The following is a 16,297-nucleotide window of genomic DNA, read 5'->3' as shown; positions in this document are numbered from 1 at the left end:
AAGGCCATTCCGGCTTCCAATAATCAAGGGAGAACACAATGCGTGTGATGGTGATCGTCAAGGCATCGAAGGATAGCGAAGCAGGCGTCATGCCGACGACCGAGCTTCTGGAAGCCATGGGCAAATATAACGAGGAGCTGGTCAATGCCGGCATCATGATGGCCGGCGAAGGGCTGCATCCCTCCGTCAAGGGCAAGCGGATCGCCTTCGACGGCCCGTCACGCACCGTCATCGATGGGCCCTTTGCCGAAACCCGCGAACTGATCGCCGGTTTCTGGCTGTGGGAAGTCAAGGACATGGCGCAGGCCGTCGAATGGGCCAAGCGCTGCCCCAACCCGATGCCCGGCCCAAGCGAGCTGGAAATCCGCCAAGTGTTCGAGGCAGCCGATTTCGGCGAGGCGTTCACGCCGGAACTGGCCGAACAGGAAGAACGCCTGCGCGAAAAGGCAGCCAAGCGCTGATTTCGGCCGGGCCGCGTCAGACTACCGCTGGCTTGACGCGGCCTTTCCCGCTCGTTTAATCCATAAGTATGGCGGCAAACGAAACGCATCAGGCAATCGAGACAGTGTTCCGGATCGAACAGGCCCGCCTGATCGGCGGCCTGGCGCGGATGGTGCGGGATGTCGGGCTGGCGGAAGAACTGGCGCAGGACGCTCTGGTGACCGCGCTCTCGGATTGGCCAGTAAACGGCGTTCCGAAAAATCCGGGAGCCTGGCTGATGGCGGCCGCCAAGCGCCGCGCCATTGATGGTTTGCGCCGCAAGACGATGCTGGCGCGCAAACATGCCGAAATCGGCCGCGACCTCGAAGATGAGCGTGATACCAGCGTCGAGGATATCGAAGCGGCGCTGGACGACGATCTCGGCGACGAGCTGCTGGGTCTCCTCTTTGCTGCCTGCCATCCCGTGCTTTCGACAGAGGCGCGGGCAGCGCTGACCCTGCGGCTGATCGGCGGTTTGACGACCGATGAAATTGCCCGCGCCTTTCTCTCCAACGAAACCACCATCGCCCAGCGGATCGTGAGAGCCAAGAAGACGATCGGCAATGCCGGCCTCACCTTTGCGGTGCCGCGCGGCGCAGAGCGCGCAGAACGGCTCGCATCCGTTCTGGAAGTGATCTACCTGATCTTCAACGAGGGCTATGCCGCCACCGCAGGCGAAGACCTGATCCGCCCGGCGCTCTGCGCGGAGGCCCAACGTCTCGGCCGCATCCTCGCCGGCCTCATGCCGGACGAGCCGGAAGTGCTCGGCCTCTTGTCGCTGATGGAAATCCAGGCCTCCCGTCTCAATGCCCGCGTGGCACCGGACGGCGCGCCGATCCTGTTGACCGAGCAAAACCGTGCCCACTGGGACCAGCTCCTGATCCGGCGCGGGCTTGCAGCCCTCAAGCGTGTGGAAGCGCTCGGCGGCGCACATGGTCCCTATGCCCTGCAGGCGGCTCTGGCCGCCTGTCACGCCCGGGCGCGCAAGGCGGAAGACACGGACTGGCATAAAATTGCCGGGCTTTACGACACGCTGCGCGACGTCATGCCGTCGCCGGTGGTCGATCTCAACCGGGCCGTCGCCCATAGCATGGCATTTGGGCCGGAAGCCGGGCTCGCGCGCCTTGACGAGATCGATCCGGCAGCGGGACTGCAAAACTACGTCCCCCTGCCCGCCGCAAGAGGGGATTTCCTGTACCGGGCCGGACGCCTGGCGGACGCCAAGGCCGAATTCGAGCGCGCGGCAAGCCTCACCCGTAACAGCAGCGAAAAGGCGTTCTTTCTTGCAAGGGCCGCTGCCTGCGGCAATTAGAGCCTCATACGATCAATATTGAGTACGAGGCTCTAATCCACCGGACCATCATCCGCGGTCAGGTTGTGATCGGCCCATTCGCTTTTCGCAATCTCGCTGCCAACCGCAAAGGCAAACGAGACGACCTGCTTGAGGTCCGGCGTCACTTCGCAGGTGAACCCGATCTTGTACCAGCGGCTCTTGCTGCGAAACGCCCCGCCATCCGCCTTGAGCTTTTGCCCCGACAGCTCCGTATCTGCCATCGCATAGGCGACCAGAAAATCCGGCTTTAACGTCGGCTTCCAGAGATGCACCTGTTCCATTGCCTCGATATTGCAGAGCTGGACGATACGCTCGGAGGATGCAAGCTGACCCATCGCCTTCCGCGCCTTGGCACTGCGCGGATCGGCTAGAACCTTTGCCGACTGCAGGTTCTTTGCCTGAACCATCGCATCCACCTGCGGGCGCGGCTGGTCTGTCGACAGTTTCTCAAATGCCGGAACCGGAGTTTCTCTTTGTGGCGCATTGACCGCATCACTCGTGGGTCGCGGTTGGGATTGGGATTGCGGCGCCGGCTGGGATTGCACCTCGGCAGCCGCCGGGCTGCTCGCTGCCTCGAACTGCTGCTGCGTCAGCACATCGACGCTGACGCTCTCTTGCGATGACGGTGCCTGGCGGCGCGGCGTCACGGCGAAAAGCAGGGCGAGCCCGATCAGGAGATGGAAGCCGAGGGAAGCGCTGACACTCCAGCCGCCGGGACGGCTGGCAGGATGGGCTGGCGCCCGCATGTTGCCGATACCGTCGCCCAGCTCCGGAAACATGCAAGGCCCTCGCCGTTGCGTTACAGTCTGAGCCCTGGAACCGCCAGCGGATTGTCCTCGAGCGCCTGCCGGTCGGGCCGGTCGATGCGCGGCTTGCCGGTAAAGGCATCGAAGAGATCGCGCACGAAGGCTTCCGGCAGGTCCTTGGTGATCAGCACCATGCGGGTGCGCCGGTCGGCCGGATCGGGCCATGCGGCCATGCGCTGCGGCGCATGGAACACGGTCTGCACGCCATGCAGGATCAGCGGCCGGTCGGGATTGTCGGTCATCGAGACGATCGCCTTCATCCGCAGCAGCTTTTCGCCATGGGCCGAGCGCAGGAGATCGACGAACATTTCGAGCGCCATCGGCTCGATCGGCCGGTCGTGGACAAGACTGAAAGACCGGATATCCGCCCCATGCCGGTTCTCATCATGATGATGATGGTGGTGGTCATGACCACAATTGTCGTGGCCGCAATGACCATGTTCATGATCGTGTTCGTGGTCGTGTTCGTGGTCGTGATGATGATCGTGGTCCGCCGCCGCCTCGTCCTGCAGCCAGCGGCCGACATCGGCGATCTTGGTGGCGGGATCGTAGAGCCCGCAATGGAAGAGTTCAGCCTTGCCCGCTTCCGGCAGATCGCCATCGATCATCGGTGCGCGCGGATTGAGGGCCCGCAGCCGCGCCTTTAGCGCATTCACCACATCCGGCGTCGCCAGCGATATCTTGCTGATCACCAGCCGGTCCGCCATCGCCACCTGCTTGACCGCCTCTTCGTGATGATCAAGCGTGGAAAGGCCGTTGGCGGCATCGACGACGGTAACGACGCCATCGAGCCGGTAGCTCTGGGCGATGACAGGATTGCCCATCACCGACTGCAAGACCGGCGCCGGATCGGCAAGTCCGGTGGTTTCGATGACCACGCGCTTCAGCGGCTTGATCTTGCCGGTCTGCATCCGGTCCATCAGATCAGCCAGCGTATCGACCAGTTCGCCGCGCACCGTGCAGCAGAGGCAGCCATCCGACAGTTCGATGATCCCGTCGCTCGATGCCTCGACCAGAAGGTGATCGAGAGACACATCGCCGAACTCGTTGATGATGACGGCGGTATCGGTGAGGTCGGGATCCTTGAGGAGCCGGTTGAGAAGGGACGTCTTTCCCGCACCGAGAAAACCGGTGAGGATCGACACCGGCACGGCGTTTGAAACAAGGCTCATGGCTTATCCGATCAGCAGGCGAAAGCTTTAGAAAACGGGGCGGGGAACCGGGACCGGCACATTGGCGACATCGCCCTGGCCTGCCTCCATCTGCCCCTTGGTCTTGACATCGTCCACCTTCTCGAGGCCCGGGATCAGCCCGGCGGCGACAAGGTTCAGCGGGCGGTTGATCTCGTGAATATAGGGCGACAGCAGCTTCTGTCGTCCACCTTCATCCCGGTTTTCCGAACGCACCTTGGCAGCCTTCGGGTTGCAGATTTCCTTGCTGACATCGGCAACCATGTCACGCGTCTCGCCATAGGGCGCAATCTGGCCAAGGCCGGGCTTGCCGGCATTGCTTGAGGTAAGCCCCAGCTGCAGCAACCGCGCGGATTCATCCGCCCGGCCGCCAAGGCTGTCAGCGCCCAGAACGACGGACACGACGGCACGGCCATTGCGCGTGGCGGAGGAAACCTGATTGAAGCCCGAGGCGCAGATGAAACCGGTCTTCATGCCGTCGGCACCATCGAAACGGCCGATCAGCATGTTGAAGTTGGGATAGTTTTTCTTGCCCGTGGTGAAGCCTTCATAGGCAAAGTACGGCGCATATTGCGGAAACTCGCGCTTGATCGTGATCGCCAGAACGGCGAGATCGCGGGCCGTGGTGTACTGACCGGCACCGGGCAATCCGTTCGGATTGACAAAATGCGACGAGGTCATGCCGATACGCTTGGCTTCGGCATTCATCTGGTTGACAAAAGCGGGCTCGGACCCGGCAACGGTCTCGCCAATCGCAACGGCAATGTCGTTGGCCGATTTGATCAGCATCATCTTCAGCGCGCTGTCGAGCGTCACGGCCTGGCCGGGCTTGTAGAACATCTTGCTCGGCGGCTCGCCGGCGGCGTTCTTGCTCATGATAACCGGTGTTTCCAGCGTCAGCTGCCCGGATTTCAGCGCCCGAAAGGTGGTATACGCCGTCATCAGCTTGGTCAGCGAGGCCGGATACCATTTCTGGTAGATTTCCCGTTGCTCGTAAACCTTCAGCGAACTGACATCGACAACCAGCTGCGGATTGGCCACGCTCGGCAGTGTGGCCGACAGCAGCGAGGCGCAGGCGCCTGTCAGGACTGCGAATAGCTTCAACGCGCCACTCTTGCGAATTCCAGTTGTCTGCACATCAAACCTCGAAATTTCGGGAATTGCCTCGTATCGTCCGGCTATTTAACCTATATGGCGAGGAGATGGCAAAGACCATTCTTTTGCGCCGATGCCAAATATCCCGTATCCCATGCCCGCAATGGACCCACAGGAAACCAAAATGCCTATTCTCAACCGCGCAGCAGAACTCCAGACCGAAGTCACGGAATGGCGCCGCCACCTCCACACGAAGCCGGAACTGCTGTTTGCCGTCGAAAATACGGCAGCTTTTGTTGAAAACAAATTGAAAGAATTCGGCGTTGACGAAATCGTGACCGGGATCGGCCGCACCGGCGTCGTCGGCTTGATCAAGGGCAATCTCGGCGAAGGCCGCACCATCGGCATGCGCGCCGACATGGATGCCCTGCCGATGACCGAAACCAGCGGCAAGCCCTGGGCTTCGACAACATCCGGCAAGATGCACGCCTGCGGCCATGACGGCCACACCGCCATGCTTCTCGGCGCTGCAAAATATCTGGCCGAAACCCGCAATTTCAAAGGCGCGGTCGCCGTAATCTTCCAGCCGGCCGAAGAAGGCGGCGCCGGCGGCCATGAAATGGTCAAGGACGGCATGATGGAGCGTTTCGCCATCGAGGAAGTCTACGGCATGCACAATATGCCGGGCATGCCGGTCGGCCAGTTCGGCAGCCGCGTCGGCCCGATTATGGCCTCCACCGACGAATTCACCATCACCATCGATGGCCGCGGCGGCCATGCCGCCCAGCCGCACCGCACGATCGACCCGATCGTCATCGGTTCGCAGATCGTGAACGCACTGCAGACGATTGCCTCGCGCTCGGTCGATCCCCTGTCCTCCGTGGTCGTTTCGGTGACGAAGTTCAATGCCGGGTTCGCCCACAATATCATTCCCGAACAGGCCAAGCTCGGCGGCACGGTCCGCACGCTGATGCCGGAAGTGCGCGATCTCGCCGAACAGCGCATCAAGCAGATTTCCGAAAGCCTCGGCACCGCCTATGGCGCCAAGATCCAGGTCTCCTACGCCCGCAACTATCCCGTCACGGTCAACCATCGCCAGGAAACCGCCCATGCCCTTTCGGCAGCGCAAAATATTGCCGGCGAAAGCCAGGTCTTTGGCGATCTCGATCCGATGATGGGCGGCGAGGATTTTTCCTACATGCTGCTCGCCCGTCCCGGCGCCTTCATCTTCATCGGCAATGGCGACACGGCCGGCCTGCACAATCCGGGCTACGACTTCAACGACGAGGCGATCCCGCATGGCATCTCCTATTGGGTGAAACTCGCCGAAATGCGGCTGGCGGCGTAAGCCGTCACTGAACGGGTGGGACATCCGATGCATGAGATAGACAAAATCGACCGGCGGATTCTCAACATCCTGCAGGCGGACGGCCGGATCACCAATCTGGAACTGGCCGACCGCATCGGCCTTTCGCCGACGGCCACCAGCGAGCGGCTGCGCCGCTTGCTGAAGGAAGGCTATGTCTCGGGCTTCGGTGCGCGGCTCGATCCGCACAAGCTGGGCTTTGGCCTTCTCGTCTTCATCGAGGTCATGCTCGACAAGACGACGCCCGAAGTCTTCGACAAGTTTGCGGTTGCGGTCAAACAGGCGCCGTCGGTGCTCGAATGCCATATGGTGGCCGGCGGTTTCGACTATCTCGTCAAGACCCGCTTTGAGGACATGAACGCCTATCGCAACTTCCTCGGCCAGGTGCTCTGGACGCTCCCGGGCGTCAAGGAGACGCGCACCTATGCGGTCATGGAAGAGATCAAGAACGACGGGCCGCTGCCGCTCGCCTGAACCCCCGATCACCACAATTTTGGTTCTTTTCAAACGGCACCAATTGCGCATAGGCTAAAATGCGCTCGATCATCGAGCCATTTTTTTGAGGGGACCCATGAAAAAGATCATTTTCGCCGCAGCACTTTTGCTTGCGGCTGCTTCCACCGCGCATGCGCAAACCGTCAATGCCGGCAAATATACCGTCGAAGGCACCAATCTCGACGGATCCAGCTATTCCGGCACGGCTGAAATCACGCTGGCCAGCGAAACCACCTGCGTCATCGAATGGGAGACCGCCGGCGTCAAATCGACCGGCGTATGCATGCTGAACGGCGATGCGTTCGCGGCCGCTTACGTTCTGGACGATGCCATGGGGCTGATCGTCTACCAGGTAAAGGGCGATGGCATACTGAACGGCGCCTGGACGATTACCGGCAAGGATGGCTCCGGCACCGAAGTCCTGACCGAAGTCAAATAGCCCTTTGATGCTCAATCGATACTAAAAAGGCCGGCAAGGAGAACCCGCCGGCCTTTTCTTGTCAAAGCTTTACAGCGTCGCCATGTCGATGACGAAGCGGTAGCGCACGTCGCTCTTCAGAACGCGCTCATAGGCCTCGTTGACCTGATCCATGCGGATCAGTTCGATTTCCGAGACGATATTGTGCTCGCCGCAGAAATCGAGCATTTCCTGGGTTTCCTTGATCGAACCGATCATCGAGCCGGCAATGCTGCGGCGCGAGGGAACGAGCGAGAAGGCATGGACCGGCACCGGCTTTTCCGGAATCCCCAAGAGCACCAGCGTACCATCGACCTTGAGCAGGCCAAGATAGGCATTCCAGTCGATCTCGGCCGAGACCGTGCACAGGATGAGGTCGAACGTTCCCGCCAGCGTCTCGAAGGTTTTTGCGTCGGAGGTTGCATAATAGTGGTCGGCACCCAGCTTCAGGCCGTCCTCCTGCTTCGACAGGGACTGGCTGAGAACGGTGACATCGGCCCCCATCGCATGCGCAAGCTTGACGCCCATATGGCCAAGACCGCCCATGCCGACGACTGCGATCTTCTTGCCGGGGCCAGCACCCCAATTGCGCAGCGGCGAATAAAGCGTGATGCCGGCGCAGAGCAGCGGTGCCGTTGCTTCGAAGGGCAGGTTTTCCGGGATCGAAAGGACATAGCCCTCCTTGACGACGATATGATCGGAATAGCCGCCCTGGGTTGGCGTCTTGCCGTCGGCTTCCACGCCGTTATAGGTGACGACGAGACCGGGCATATACTGTTCCAGATCGAGATCGCGGCTGGCGCATGTGGTGCAGCTATCGACGAAGCAGCCAACGCCGACCCGGTCGCCGACCTTGAACTTGGAGACCTTGGAGCCGACCGCTGTGACGATACCGGCGATCTCGTGGCCGGGAACCATCGGAAATGCCGAATTGCCCCACTCGTTACGGGCTTGGTGAATATCCGAATGGCAGATGCCAGAATATTTGATGCTGATGACGACGTCGTCCTCGCGGGGTTCGCGCCGTTCGAATGTGAAGGGCTGCAGCGGCTTCGACGCATCCGTCGCAGCATATCCTCGTGCCAGGGCCATGGGTCACTCCTTATATCTGATGAAAGCGGGGATCGTGATCGAAGCATAGATTGCCTCTCCCCGGAAGCATAGTTGCAGATCATGCGCGACGAACGATAGAGCAATCCTGCAAGATTATTGTACGATCCTGCAAAACATGCCTCCGGGGTTTTGCGGATAATTGGAAAACCACTAACTTACGGTTTGCGAGACGAAATCTAAATAGCTGGAAAGACGTTCGATTATGACAGCTTCACGAACCCCGCGCAGTCAGGAACTGATTGATCTTATTGCCCGTTTCGCCAAGGAAGATGGCGATCATGCAACGGCCATTCCCGGCGTCAGCGTGCACCGGCGCTCAGACACCGGCACGAAAGCCTGCGGCGCCTATCGGCCCAGCCTGGCGCTGATCGCCCAGGGCGCAAAACAGGTCATGCTTGGCGACGACACCTACCGCTATAACGGCGCCGACTATCTCCTGACCTCCATCGACCTGCCGGTCACCACGCAGATCGTCGAGGCATCTCAGCAAAAACCCTATCTGAGCGTGACATTCGGCATCGACACCACACGCATTGCCGGATTGCTGGACCGGGCGGGCGTGCAAACCGGCGCGCCGGCGCCGGCAGCACGCGGCATGACCGTAAGTTCGGTAACGCCGGATCTTGAAGACGCCGCCATCCGCCTGCTGCGGCTTTTGGACCGGCCGGACGACATTCCCGTTCTTTTGCCGCTGATCGAACAGGAGATTATCTACCGCCTCCTGACCGGTCCGCACAGCGCCAGACTGCGACAGATGGCCGTCACAGAAAGCCAGTCTCACCAGATCGGCCGCGCCTGCGTCTGGCTGAAGGAACACTATGCGCTGCCGCTGAAGATCGAAGACCTGGCCAGCCGCGTCAGCATGAGCGTCTCTTCCCTGCACCACCATTTCAAGGCGATCACGGCCATGAGCCCGATGCAATATCAAAAACAGCTGCGGCTGCAGGAAGCCCGACGGCTGATGCTGGAGGATATGTTGGACGCTGGCTCCGCCGGCCACCAGGTCGGTTATGAGAGCCAATCGCAGTTCAGCCGCGAATATGCCCGCCAGTTCGGCGAACCGCCGCTGCGCGACGTCGGCCGCGTCCGCCGCAGCCTGATGGACCGCCTGACCGGCGGCATGGAAGTCATGAGCGAGGGGTGAGGTCCCCGCGCATGATTGTCGTTTGAGAGGAGGCCGGCTCGGGCAAGCGCTAGAACGTCGATACCAAGGTATCGAGAATGGCAATCGGCTCCGAACTCATGAAAAATCTTGGGATTCTGATCGCGTAATCCTGCCATCTGATGAGGTTATCCCGGCCTGCGACTGTGACCTGCTGATGCATCTGCCTGACCCGCAACCACCGCAACACAGCGACATCGTTGGAACTGTGCGCCGCAATCTTGACCACGGCGATCGCGGCATCCACCGCTTCCGTCAGCCGGTTGGCAGCCATGAGATAATCCCGTTTCACCCGGTGAAGTTCGAGGCTCTTGGGAAGCAAGGCAATGCCATCGTCTAAAGCCGCAATCGCTCCGGGTATATTACGAACCCGCTTATTGAGATGTGCGAGATGAAGAATATCGGCAACGTTGCGAGGCGCAAGCGAGACCACGCGGCCGGCAGCCTCGACCGCATCGTAATGGCGCGACAGAGCATCCAGGCAGTCCCGGCGGCGCCGCAGCGCAAGCAGGCTCGCATTTTCATCGATCGAGGAATCGAGATGATCAAGGGCCCCGGCATAGTTCCGCATCGATATCAGGTGACCGGAAACATGCAGATGGTCGGATGCAGAGCCGAAACCCGAGTTCAGAATGAACAGGCCGTCGGCATAGGCCTGCTCGAAGCGCTCCATTTTCTCCAGTGCATTGCGCCGCGTTCTTAATAAACCGATACTCTGCGGAGATAGCTCAAGCCCGGCATCGGCAGCCGCAACCGCCTCTTCCAGCCTGCCAAGCCGCACCAGAAGGCTGGCCATCCGATGAAACAGGGATGCCGACCCGCCCCGGGTACCGATCATCGTTTCGGTCAGCTTGAGAGCACCGTCCAGATTGCCAGAGGCAATCATCAGGGCGCCCTTGTGATAGAGAAAATCCGACTGCTCTCCTCCGATCTGCAGCGCGGCCTGCGACAGGCGCAAGGCCCGGTCCAGCCGTTTGCGCGTCAGGTTCCATTTCGACATCTCGTTCAGAATGGTCGCGGAGCGGCGCTTGACGGCCCTCGATACCAGCCGGCCTGGCATGGCATGGCCCTGCAGCGCGCCCGCAACAAAGGATTTGAGATGCCCGGCTTCCGACATGGCCCGCGCGGAGGGATGGCCGGAAAAGGCAAATTCCGTATAGAGGCCGTCCGGGAAGGCCGGACGCACCTCCTTGTCGATATAGGTGAGATCAGCCTTCACCCGTGGATCAAAAACTACGTAAGGGCGGATGCCGGGGTTCGAAACAGCCGATAAAGCCAGGTCATGGTTGGGCCAGGAATTTCTAAAGCGCGCGTATTCGGGCAGAAAAAACCGCGGATCGATGGAATTGCGCGGCGAAATGGCGATTGGTTGCGCATGGATGATGGAGGCAAAATACAACGCCGCATACCCCCCCATGCTGGCGCCATATGTAAAGCAATGTTTCGCCCTGCCGCAAAACGGCATGACGACATCGGCAAAATCCTGAAGGCTCAGATCCCGATACCAATTGTCAGCGCGTTTCTTGACGGCGATAACAAAACAGCCGTTCTTTTCCAGAAACGCTTGGCCAAAACCAGGCAGAGATGGATCATTGTCACCGAAAGAGGAAAATGTGACGACCAAGCTCTGGGCAGAATGAGAAATATTCCCCGCTTCAATGACGGTGATCTCATTATCGAATAAAATAGTCCCCATTTAAAACCTGCCACGATCTTCATCTATATCGGCATGAAAACTACAAAATTTGCAAAGTAAAGTCGGTTTATCCCGCCTTACTGCCGAGCCAAGTAATCTTGGCTGGGGTTTATTTTGTGCGCATGGTAAAGGCTTAGCCATCTCCCTTCGGTAGTTCTGCTAAAAGAGCGATCTCTAGTCAACTTAATATTGTAGAATGTGCACAAGCGTCCTTATCGGCTGTCAACCCGGCAATCGGCACAGACCGACTTCAACACTCAGCTAAAAAGAACCAAGGCAAGAGCGCAAGCACTCACATTCGCGGCCAGAATGACGTTAGACTGCAATCATATTTTGTGCCGTAATCATGAAGGCAGGCTTCGCCCGTTTCCAGGCAATCAAAATCAGGACATTTCAAAAATAACTGATTTTATAAGTCGTTGGTAGCGGGAGAGGGACTCGAACCCCCGACACGCGGATTATGATTCCGCTGCTCTAACCACCTGAGCTACCCCGCCATCAGACTGTGACTTGGGCGCTTGGCCGCTGTCGTCGCCGTCAGTGGGCGGCTTATAAGGTGCGGTTCATGCCGGTGTCAAGCCGAGCGGTTTCAAAAAACCGGAAGTTTTTCAACGGATGGGGAACAAGCGGCGGATGACAGACGTGATCGGCCATCCCCTGCCCTTAATCAGGCTGCAACCACGCTTTGCAGCAGATCTTTCAGCGCGGCTTCAGCGGCCGCTTCGCGCTCGGAACGCAGGATGAAGCCACCGCCATAGACACGGGCGTCTTCGCCGATGCCGGAATAGAGCGCGCAGGCCTGGCCGGGGGCAACGCCCGCCTCGCCTTCGAGAAGCTCGACCGAGATCCCGCCTGCATCGGCACGCAGGATGGCCGGTGCCGGCTGGCGGGTGGAGCGGACCTTGGCAAAACAGGCGAAACCATCGGCCGCCACATCGAAAATATCGCCGTCGCCCAGCCAGTTGATATCGCGCAGATAAACCTTACGGGTTTCCAGCGCTTCCTTCGGGCCGACGATGACGCGGCGCGAGCGGGCGTCGAGATGCACCACGTAGAGCGGCTCGCCGGTGGCGACGCCGATGCCGCGGCGCTGACCGATCGTGTAGTGCAGGATGCCATCATGGCTGCCGAGCACGCGGCCGTCCAAATGGACGATATCGCCCGCCAGCGACGCGTTCGGCTTCAGCTTGTTGATAATATCGGCATATTTGCCCTGCGGCACGAAACAGATGTCCTGACTGTCCGCCTTCTTGGCGACGACGAGGCCCATGTCCTCGGCGAGCTGCCTCGTTTCCGCCTTGGTGAGATTGCCGAGCGGAAAACGCAGATAGTCGATCTGTTCCTGCGTGGTGGCAAACAGGAAATAGCTCTGGTCGCGGTCGGCATCCGTCGGGCGAAACAGCGCGCGGCGGCCGGGCGCATCTAGCTGCGGATTGGCCTTGGAGCGGATATAATGGCCGGTCGCCAGCGCATCAGCGCCGAGATCGCGCGCCGTTGCCAGGAGATCGGCAAACTTGACGGTCTGGTTACAGGCAACGCAAGGGATCGGCGTTTCGCCGGCCACATAGCTCTCGGCAAAAGGATTGATCACCGTTTCGCGAAACCGCTGTTCGTAATCCAGCACATAATGCGGAATGCCCAGAACATCGCAGACGCGGCGGGCGTCATCGATATCCTGGCCGGCACAGCAGGAGCCGGCGCGGTGGACGGCAGCGCCGTGATCGTAGAGCTGCAGCGTGATGCCCAGAACGTCATAGCCTTGCCGTTTCAGGATGCCGGCCACAACGGAACTATCAACGCCGCCGGACATGGCAACGACGACACGTGTATCTTCGGGCTTGCGATCAAAATCGAGACTGTTCACGGCATCCAATCCGGCATTCCGGTCCATCGGCGGGTTTTCGGCATTTTCGCGCGACCATACCCTGTTTCCTGCACGCGGCCAACGCCGCAGCAATGCGATTGCCGGCAAAGACCGGCCGTCGCGCAAGCCGCTATATAGAAAGTCCTGCGGAATTGAACAAGGGCGGCGGCGTGCCGCCGCTCAGATCAGCTTCATGCGCATGGCGCGGGCGATCGCCTGCATGCGGTTGACGGAATCGAGCTTGCGGGTCGCCGTCTTGAAATAGCTGGAGACCGTATAGGCGGAAATGCCAAGGATGATGGCGATCTCGTCACTGCTCTTGCCGGCGGCTGCCCAGCGCAGACATTCGATTTCACGCATAGACAGCTTGTCACGCGCCGACGCGCCGACTTCGAAGGTGCGCTCGAGGGTCTCGAACAGTTGCAGCAATGTGAGATAGAGATCGGCGGTCTCGGCTCTGTCCGGCTCGCCGCGCGCGCCGCTGAGAAGAGCGGCAAAGGCCTCGCCATGGGTGGAGTGCAGCGTCACGGCAAAGGTATTGCCCATCGCCTGCGCGCAAAACAGCGCATCGACCGTGTCGCGCGCCGCCGTCCCTTGAGCGTTGAGCAACGATCGTGTGGCGCCGAACACCGGCAATTTCGTGTGCCGCAGCCGCTCGATCAGCACGCTGACCTGGAAAACGGCAGCACTGTCATAGTCGCGCACTAGTTCCGACGGCCAGTTGCTCAAGACGAGACGTTCGGCAAAGCGCTGCTGCTCGCCAAAGGGCACACGCGCGATCATGAAATGGCTGAAACCGAATTGCACCGTGCACTGGCGCATCAGCTGGAGCACTTCATACTCCGTCTGGACTGCAGAACTGTTCATGCCCGAAAGGAAATCAGCATAAGCCTCGCTTCGCAAGGTCAGCTTGTCAGGGTCTCTCATATTTTTAATCACCAACCTGCCGGCCACCGGTGCCGGCTCTCCAAAAATCCCATTCCGGAATTTTTCAAGCAGCAGCACGATTAGTCGAAACACCGACAAAAGCCCCGAGAGGCCCTGAGGGACACAATCGAAGCGAAAAGACCAGCATTTTGAAATAAGTGGCGTATCGCGAGCATTCGAAAGCAATAATATATTGCTTATGCTCAATTACTGGCCTCAACTAGCAAAAATTTTAGGCAAATTGAACAGTTATATTTGCATAGCTCCTATGCGGACTTTGGAAATTCGATCAAAATATTTGAAAGAGGATACTAAAGAAGCAGGGGCAAGTAGAGCCAACAGGATCAGACGTTTGCTTTTACGATCCGCAATTGGTCGAAGAGCGCTCTGGAAGTCTCTAAAATTATTAGCAAATTGTTACCACCCGCTTAGGCAAATGTTAAATGTGGCAGGGTAAGTTGAGCCTATATGGTCTTGAGTATGTGTAGAGAGTCCAATGACCGAAATGATACGACCCCGCGTGAAATATGTCATCGGACCCGATGGCAGCCCCTTGACGATTGCTGATCTTCCTCCGGCCAACACGCGCCGTTGGGTTATCCGCAGAAAGGCAGAAGTCGTCGCCGCCGTGCGTGGCGGACTGCTGAGCCTGGAAGAAGCCTGTGAACGCTATACCTTGACCGTTGAAGAATTCCTGTCCTGGCAGTCCTCGATCAGCGACCATGGCCTTGCCGGCCTGCGAACGACCCGCATCCAGCAATATCGCCACTAGCCAGACCCTTCATTTCAAAACGTTAAGCGGCCGCATTCAGTGCGGCCGCAGCCACATTTGCAGCAACCCCGTCATGACAGCGGATCCGGCATAGAACCACAGGCCCGGCTGGGTGAAAGCCTCGGCCATTCCGCTGGTCTTGGCCGCAAAGATCACGATCGCCACCAGCATCACATCCATCATCTACCATTTGCTAAGGATCGGCAAAAGCCGGGCAACCAGTCCGCCCGCAGCCCTGCCGTCCGCAGCCGCCGTTGCCTCGAACGCGATCCCGACAAGCTTTGCCAGCGGGAAAACGACGGAAAACAGCGTCACGACAATGGCCAGCATGACATTGCCATCGTCGAAGAGCGAAGACACGATGCCAAGAAGCGACGGCGTTTCGTTGAAAAAGACCAGCTTTTCGAACCGGACAAGCGGCAGAACGAGCCCCAGAGCGAGAAAAAACGCTGATAGAACAAGCAAAAGCGGTGTGATCAGGCGCATGTTTCCTATCTTCTGTTGAACCGGCAGGATTACATAACACCTTTAGGGATGCTGAACAGCGCGGCCAGCGGACATGGAATGCTGGAATACCCGGCCTTTGCATGTGCAGCAATGAACCAGGCTTGAAACAAAATCAGTCCGGGCGCGGCCGAAAAACAGGAGAGATGTGATGGATATTGTCAACGAAGAAACCGGCTCGCATGGCCGTTACAGCACGCAGGTCGATGGTCATACGGCTGAAATGACCTATTCCCGGTCATCGCCGCATCTGATCATCATCGATCATACCGCCGTTCCCGATGCGTTGCGCGGCAAAGGTGTCGGCCAGGCGCTCGCAGCCCACGCCATCGATGAGGCGCGAAATGGCGGATGGAAGATCATTCCGCTCTGCCCCTTCATGCGCGCCCAGGCGCAACGCCACGCCGATTGGCAAGATGTGATCCAGGCATAGGGGCCGGGATCCATGTGCCAAAAAGCAAAAGGCCCTTCTCACGGACTTAAGATAAGTCCGTGAGAAGGGCCTCTAGGCCTCAAGCAAAAATCTCAAGCGCGCCTTAGGCGCGCATGCGAGCGCCGCTGTCGCGTTCTTCAAGCGCCGCGGCCTTGGCGAACTCCGCCTGAACCTCTTCCAGCGCCAGCTCGGCCGCATCCTGCTGCACCTTCAGTTCCCGAACGGAGACCTGGAGGTTGTCTGCCCGCTGTCTGGCAGCCTTGGCAAACGTCGGATAGGCGAAGTGGGTGGGATCGGTGATCCCGGACTTCTTTTCCTCGAACGTGATCTGGTTTTCCAATTCCTTGGTCATCCGCTCAAATTCGGACATCATCAGCTGCAACTGGCTCAACTGACGCTGCTTCTCCTTCACCTGAAATTCCTTCAGGCGAACAAGGCTCTCACGTGACTTCATACGCAATACTCCCGTGATGCGAGACCCCGGTTACTGGATTTGACCCGTTCAACCGACCTTACGGTGTCGGAAACAAAAAAAATTACAGCGATCTTAACAAAATCCTACCGCTGGTAACCTTTCGTTTACGGGCATCGTTAATCATAGGGA

At 59.2% G+C, this 16,297-nt stretch carries 17 protein-coding genes, 1 tRNA gene and 1 pseudogene; 9 read left to right on the top strand and 10 right to left on the bottom strand.

Features of this window, described 5'->3' with window-relative positions; genetic code table 11:
- Positions 1-38: 38 nt before the first annotated feature.
- Together ASD32_RS18395 and ASD32_RS18390 are read left to right on the top strand one after the other, a co-directional pair.
- On the top strand, positions 39-461 hold the full coding sequence (locus ASD32_RS18395) for a YciI family protein (protein WP_060639457.1): 423 nt from the start codon (positions 39-41) through the stop codon (positions 459-461).
- A 68-nt stretch (positions 462-529) separates the two neighbouring features.
- Complete coding sequence (locus tag ASD32_RS18390; protein WP_060639456.1) at positions 530-1,792, top strand: RNA polymerase sigma factor; 1,263 nt, start codon at positions 530-532, stop codon at positions 1,790-1,792.
- A 32-nt stretch (positions 1,793-1,824) separates the two neighbouring features.
- Here ASD32_RS18390 and ASD32_RS18385 read toward each other — a convergent pair whose 3' ends face one another.
- Genes ASD32_RS18385 through ASD32_RS18375 form a run of 3 tightly spaced genes read right to left on the bottom strand, consistent with a single transcriptional unit; the run spans position 1,825 to position 4,913 of the window.
- Positions 1,825-2,592 carry a DUF930 domain-containing protein gene (locus ASD32_RS18385; protein ID WP_060639455.1) on the bottom strand — a complete coding sequence of 256 codons (768 nt, stop codon included), beginning with the start codon at positions 2,590-2,592 and terminating at the stop codon, positions 1,825-1,827.
- Positions 2,593-2,612: 20 nt separating this feature from the next.
- Positions 2,613-3,791 carry a GTP-binding protein gene (locus ASD32_RS18380; RefSeq protein WP_060639454.1) on the bottom strand — a complete coding sequence of 393 codons (1,179 nt, stop codon included), beginning with the start codon at positions 3,789-3,791 and terminating at the stop codon, positions 2,613-2,615.
- 27 nt (positions 3,792-3,818) lie between these two features.
- Positions 3,819-4,913, bottom strand: coding sequence for a D-alanyl-D-alanine carboxypeptidase family protein (locus tag ASD32_RS18375; protein WP_060639453.1), 1,095 nt, complete (start codon positions 4,911-4,913; stop codon positions 3,819-3,821).
- Between the two features lie 175 nt (positions 4,914-5,088).
- Between ASD32_RS18375 and ASD32_RS18370 the strand changes: the two genes are divergently transcribed.
- The 3 genes from ASD32_RS18370 to ASD32_RS18360 all read left to right on the top strand — a co-directional run bounded on the left by ASD32_RS18370 (position 5,089) and on the right by ASD32_RS18360 (position 7,204).
- Positions 5,089-6,252: a M20 aminoacylase family protein gene (locus ASD32_RS18370; RefSeq protein ID WP_060639452.1), complete on the top strand. Its 1,164-nt coding sequence runs from the start codon at positions 5,089-5,091 to the stop codon at positions 6,250-6,252.
- Between the two features lie 27 nt (positions 6,253-6,279).
- Positions 6,280-6,744, top strand: coding sequence for an Lrp/AsnC ligand binding domain-containing protein (locus tag ASD32_RS18365; protein WP_060639451.1), 465 nt, complete (start codon positions 6,280-6,282; stop codon positions 6,742-6,744).
- A gap of 97 nt (positions 6,745-6,841) precedes the next feature.
- The gene (locus ASD32_RS18360) at positions 6,842-7,204 is read left to right on the top strand and encodes a hypothetical protein (protein WP_060639450.1); all 363 of its coding nucleotides are present in this window, start codon (positions 6,842-6,844) and stop codon (positions 7,202-7,204) included.
- A gap of 69 nt (positions 7,205-7,273) precedes the next feature.
- On the opposite strand, the gene ASD32_RS18355 is transcribed toward ASD32_RS18360, so the two are convergent.
- Positions 7,274-8,314: an NAD(P)-dependent alcohol dehydrogenase gene (locus tag ASD32_RS18355; protein WP_060639449.1), complete on the bottom strand. Its 1,041-nt coding sequence runs from the start codon at positions 8,312-8,314 to the stop codon at positions 7,274-7,276.
- 223 nt (positions 8,315-8,537) lie between these two features.
- Here ASD32_RS18355 and ASD32_RS18350 point away from each other — a divergent pair, with 223 nt between their 5' ends.
- Complete coding sequence (locus tag ASD32_RS18350; protein WP_060639448.1) at positions 8,538-9,479, top strand: AraC family transcriptional regulator; 942 nt, start codon at positions 8,538-8,540, stop codon at positions 9,477-9,479.
- Between the two features lie 49 nt (positions 9,480-9,528).
- Here the strand turns inward: ASD32_RS18350 and ASD32_RS18345 are convergent, their stop codons facing one another.
- Positions 9,529-10,716: a tetratricopeptide repeat protein gene (locus tag ASD32_RS18345; RefSeq protein ID WP_156383227.1), complete on the bottom strand. Its 1,188-nt coding sequence runs from the start codon at positions 10,714-10,716 to the stop codon at positions 9,529-9,531.
- A 63-nt stretch (positions 10,717-10,779) separates the two neighbouring features.
- Between ASD32_RS18345 and ASD32_RS29650 the strand changes: the two genes are divergently transcribed.
- The gene (locus ASD32_RS29650; RefSeq protein WP_156383226.1) at positions 10,780-11,181 is read left to right on the top strand and encodes a hypothetical protein; all 402 of its coding nucleotides are present in this window, start codon (positions 10,780-10,782) and stop codon (positions 11,179-11,181) included.
- 432 nt (positions 11,182-11,613) lie between these two features.
- On the opposite strand, the gene ASD32_RS18340 is transcribed toward ASD32_RS29650, so the two are convergent.
- From ASD32_RS18340 to ASD32_RS18330, 3 genes are all read right to left on the bottom strand, one after another.
- Positions 11,614-11,690 (bottom strand) — tRNA-Met (locus ASD32_RS18340).
- Between the two features lie 170 nt (positions 11,691-11,860).
- The gene (gene mnmA, locus ASD32_RS18335) at positions 11,861-13,084 is read right to left on the bottom strand and encodes a tRNA 2-thiouridine(34) synthase MnmA (RefSeq protein WP_060639590.1); all 1,224 of its coding nucleotides are present in this window, start codon (positions 13,082-13,084) and stop codon (positions 11,861-11,863) included.
- 153 nt (positions 13,085-13,237) lie between these two features.
- Positions 13,238-13,984, bottom strand: a complete 747-nt coding sequence (locus ASD32_RS18330; RefSeq protein WP_060639589.1) for a LuxR C-terminal-related transcriptional regulator — start codon at positions 13,982-13,984, stop codon at positions 13,238-13,240.
- A 496-nt stretch (positions 13,985-14,480) separates the two neighbouring features.
- Between ASD32_RS18330 and ASD32_RS18325 the strand changes: the two genes are divergently transcribed.
- Entirely contained in the window at positions 14,481-14,756 is a 276-nt protein-coding gene (locus tag ASD32_RS18325) for a DUF1153 domain-containing protein (RefSeq protein ID WP_004430042.1), read from the top strand.
- A gap of 36 nt (positions 14,757-14,792) precedes the next feature.
- On the opposite strand, the pseudogene ASD32_RS18320 reads toward ASD32_RS18325, so the two are convergent.
- Positions 14,793-15,242 (bottom strand): annotated as a pseudogene (locus tag ASD32_RS18320) (paraquat-inducible protein A).
- Positions 15,243-15,411: 169 nt separating this feature from the next.
- Here ASD32_RS18320 and ASD32_RS18315 point away from each other — a divergent pair.
- The gene (locus ASD32_RS18315) at positions 15,412-15,693 is read left to right on the top strand and encodes a GNAT family N-acetyltransferase (protein ID WP_060639446.1); all 282 of its coding nucleotides are present in this window, start codon (positions 15,412-15,414) and stop codon (positions 15,691-15,693) included.
- A 103-nt stretch (positions 15,694-15,796) separates the two neighbouring features.
- Here ASD32_RS18315 and ASD32_RS18310 read toward each other — a convergent pair whose 3' ends face one another.
- On the bottom strand, positions 15,797-16,147 hold the full coding sequence (locus ASD32_RS18310; RefSeq protein WP_037099811.1) for a hypothetical protein: 351 nt from the start codon (positions 16,145-16,147) through the stop codon (positions 15,797-15,799).
- Between the last annotated feature and the right edge of the window lie 150 nt (positions 16,148-16,297).

Source organism: Rhizobium sp. Root483D2 (assembly GCF_001426685.1).
In the GTDB taxonomy this organism is placed as follows: Bacteria; Pseudomonadota; Alphaproteobacteria; order Rhizobiales; family Rhizobiaceae; genus Pararhizobium; species Pararhizobium qamdonense.
This window is presented reverse-complemented; position numbering and strand designations above follow the sequence as displayed.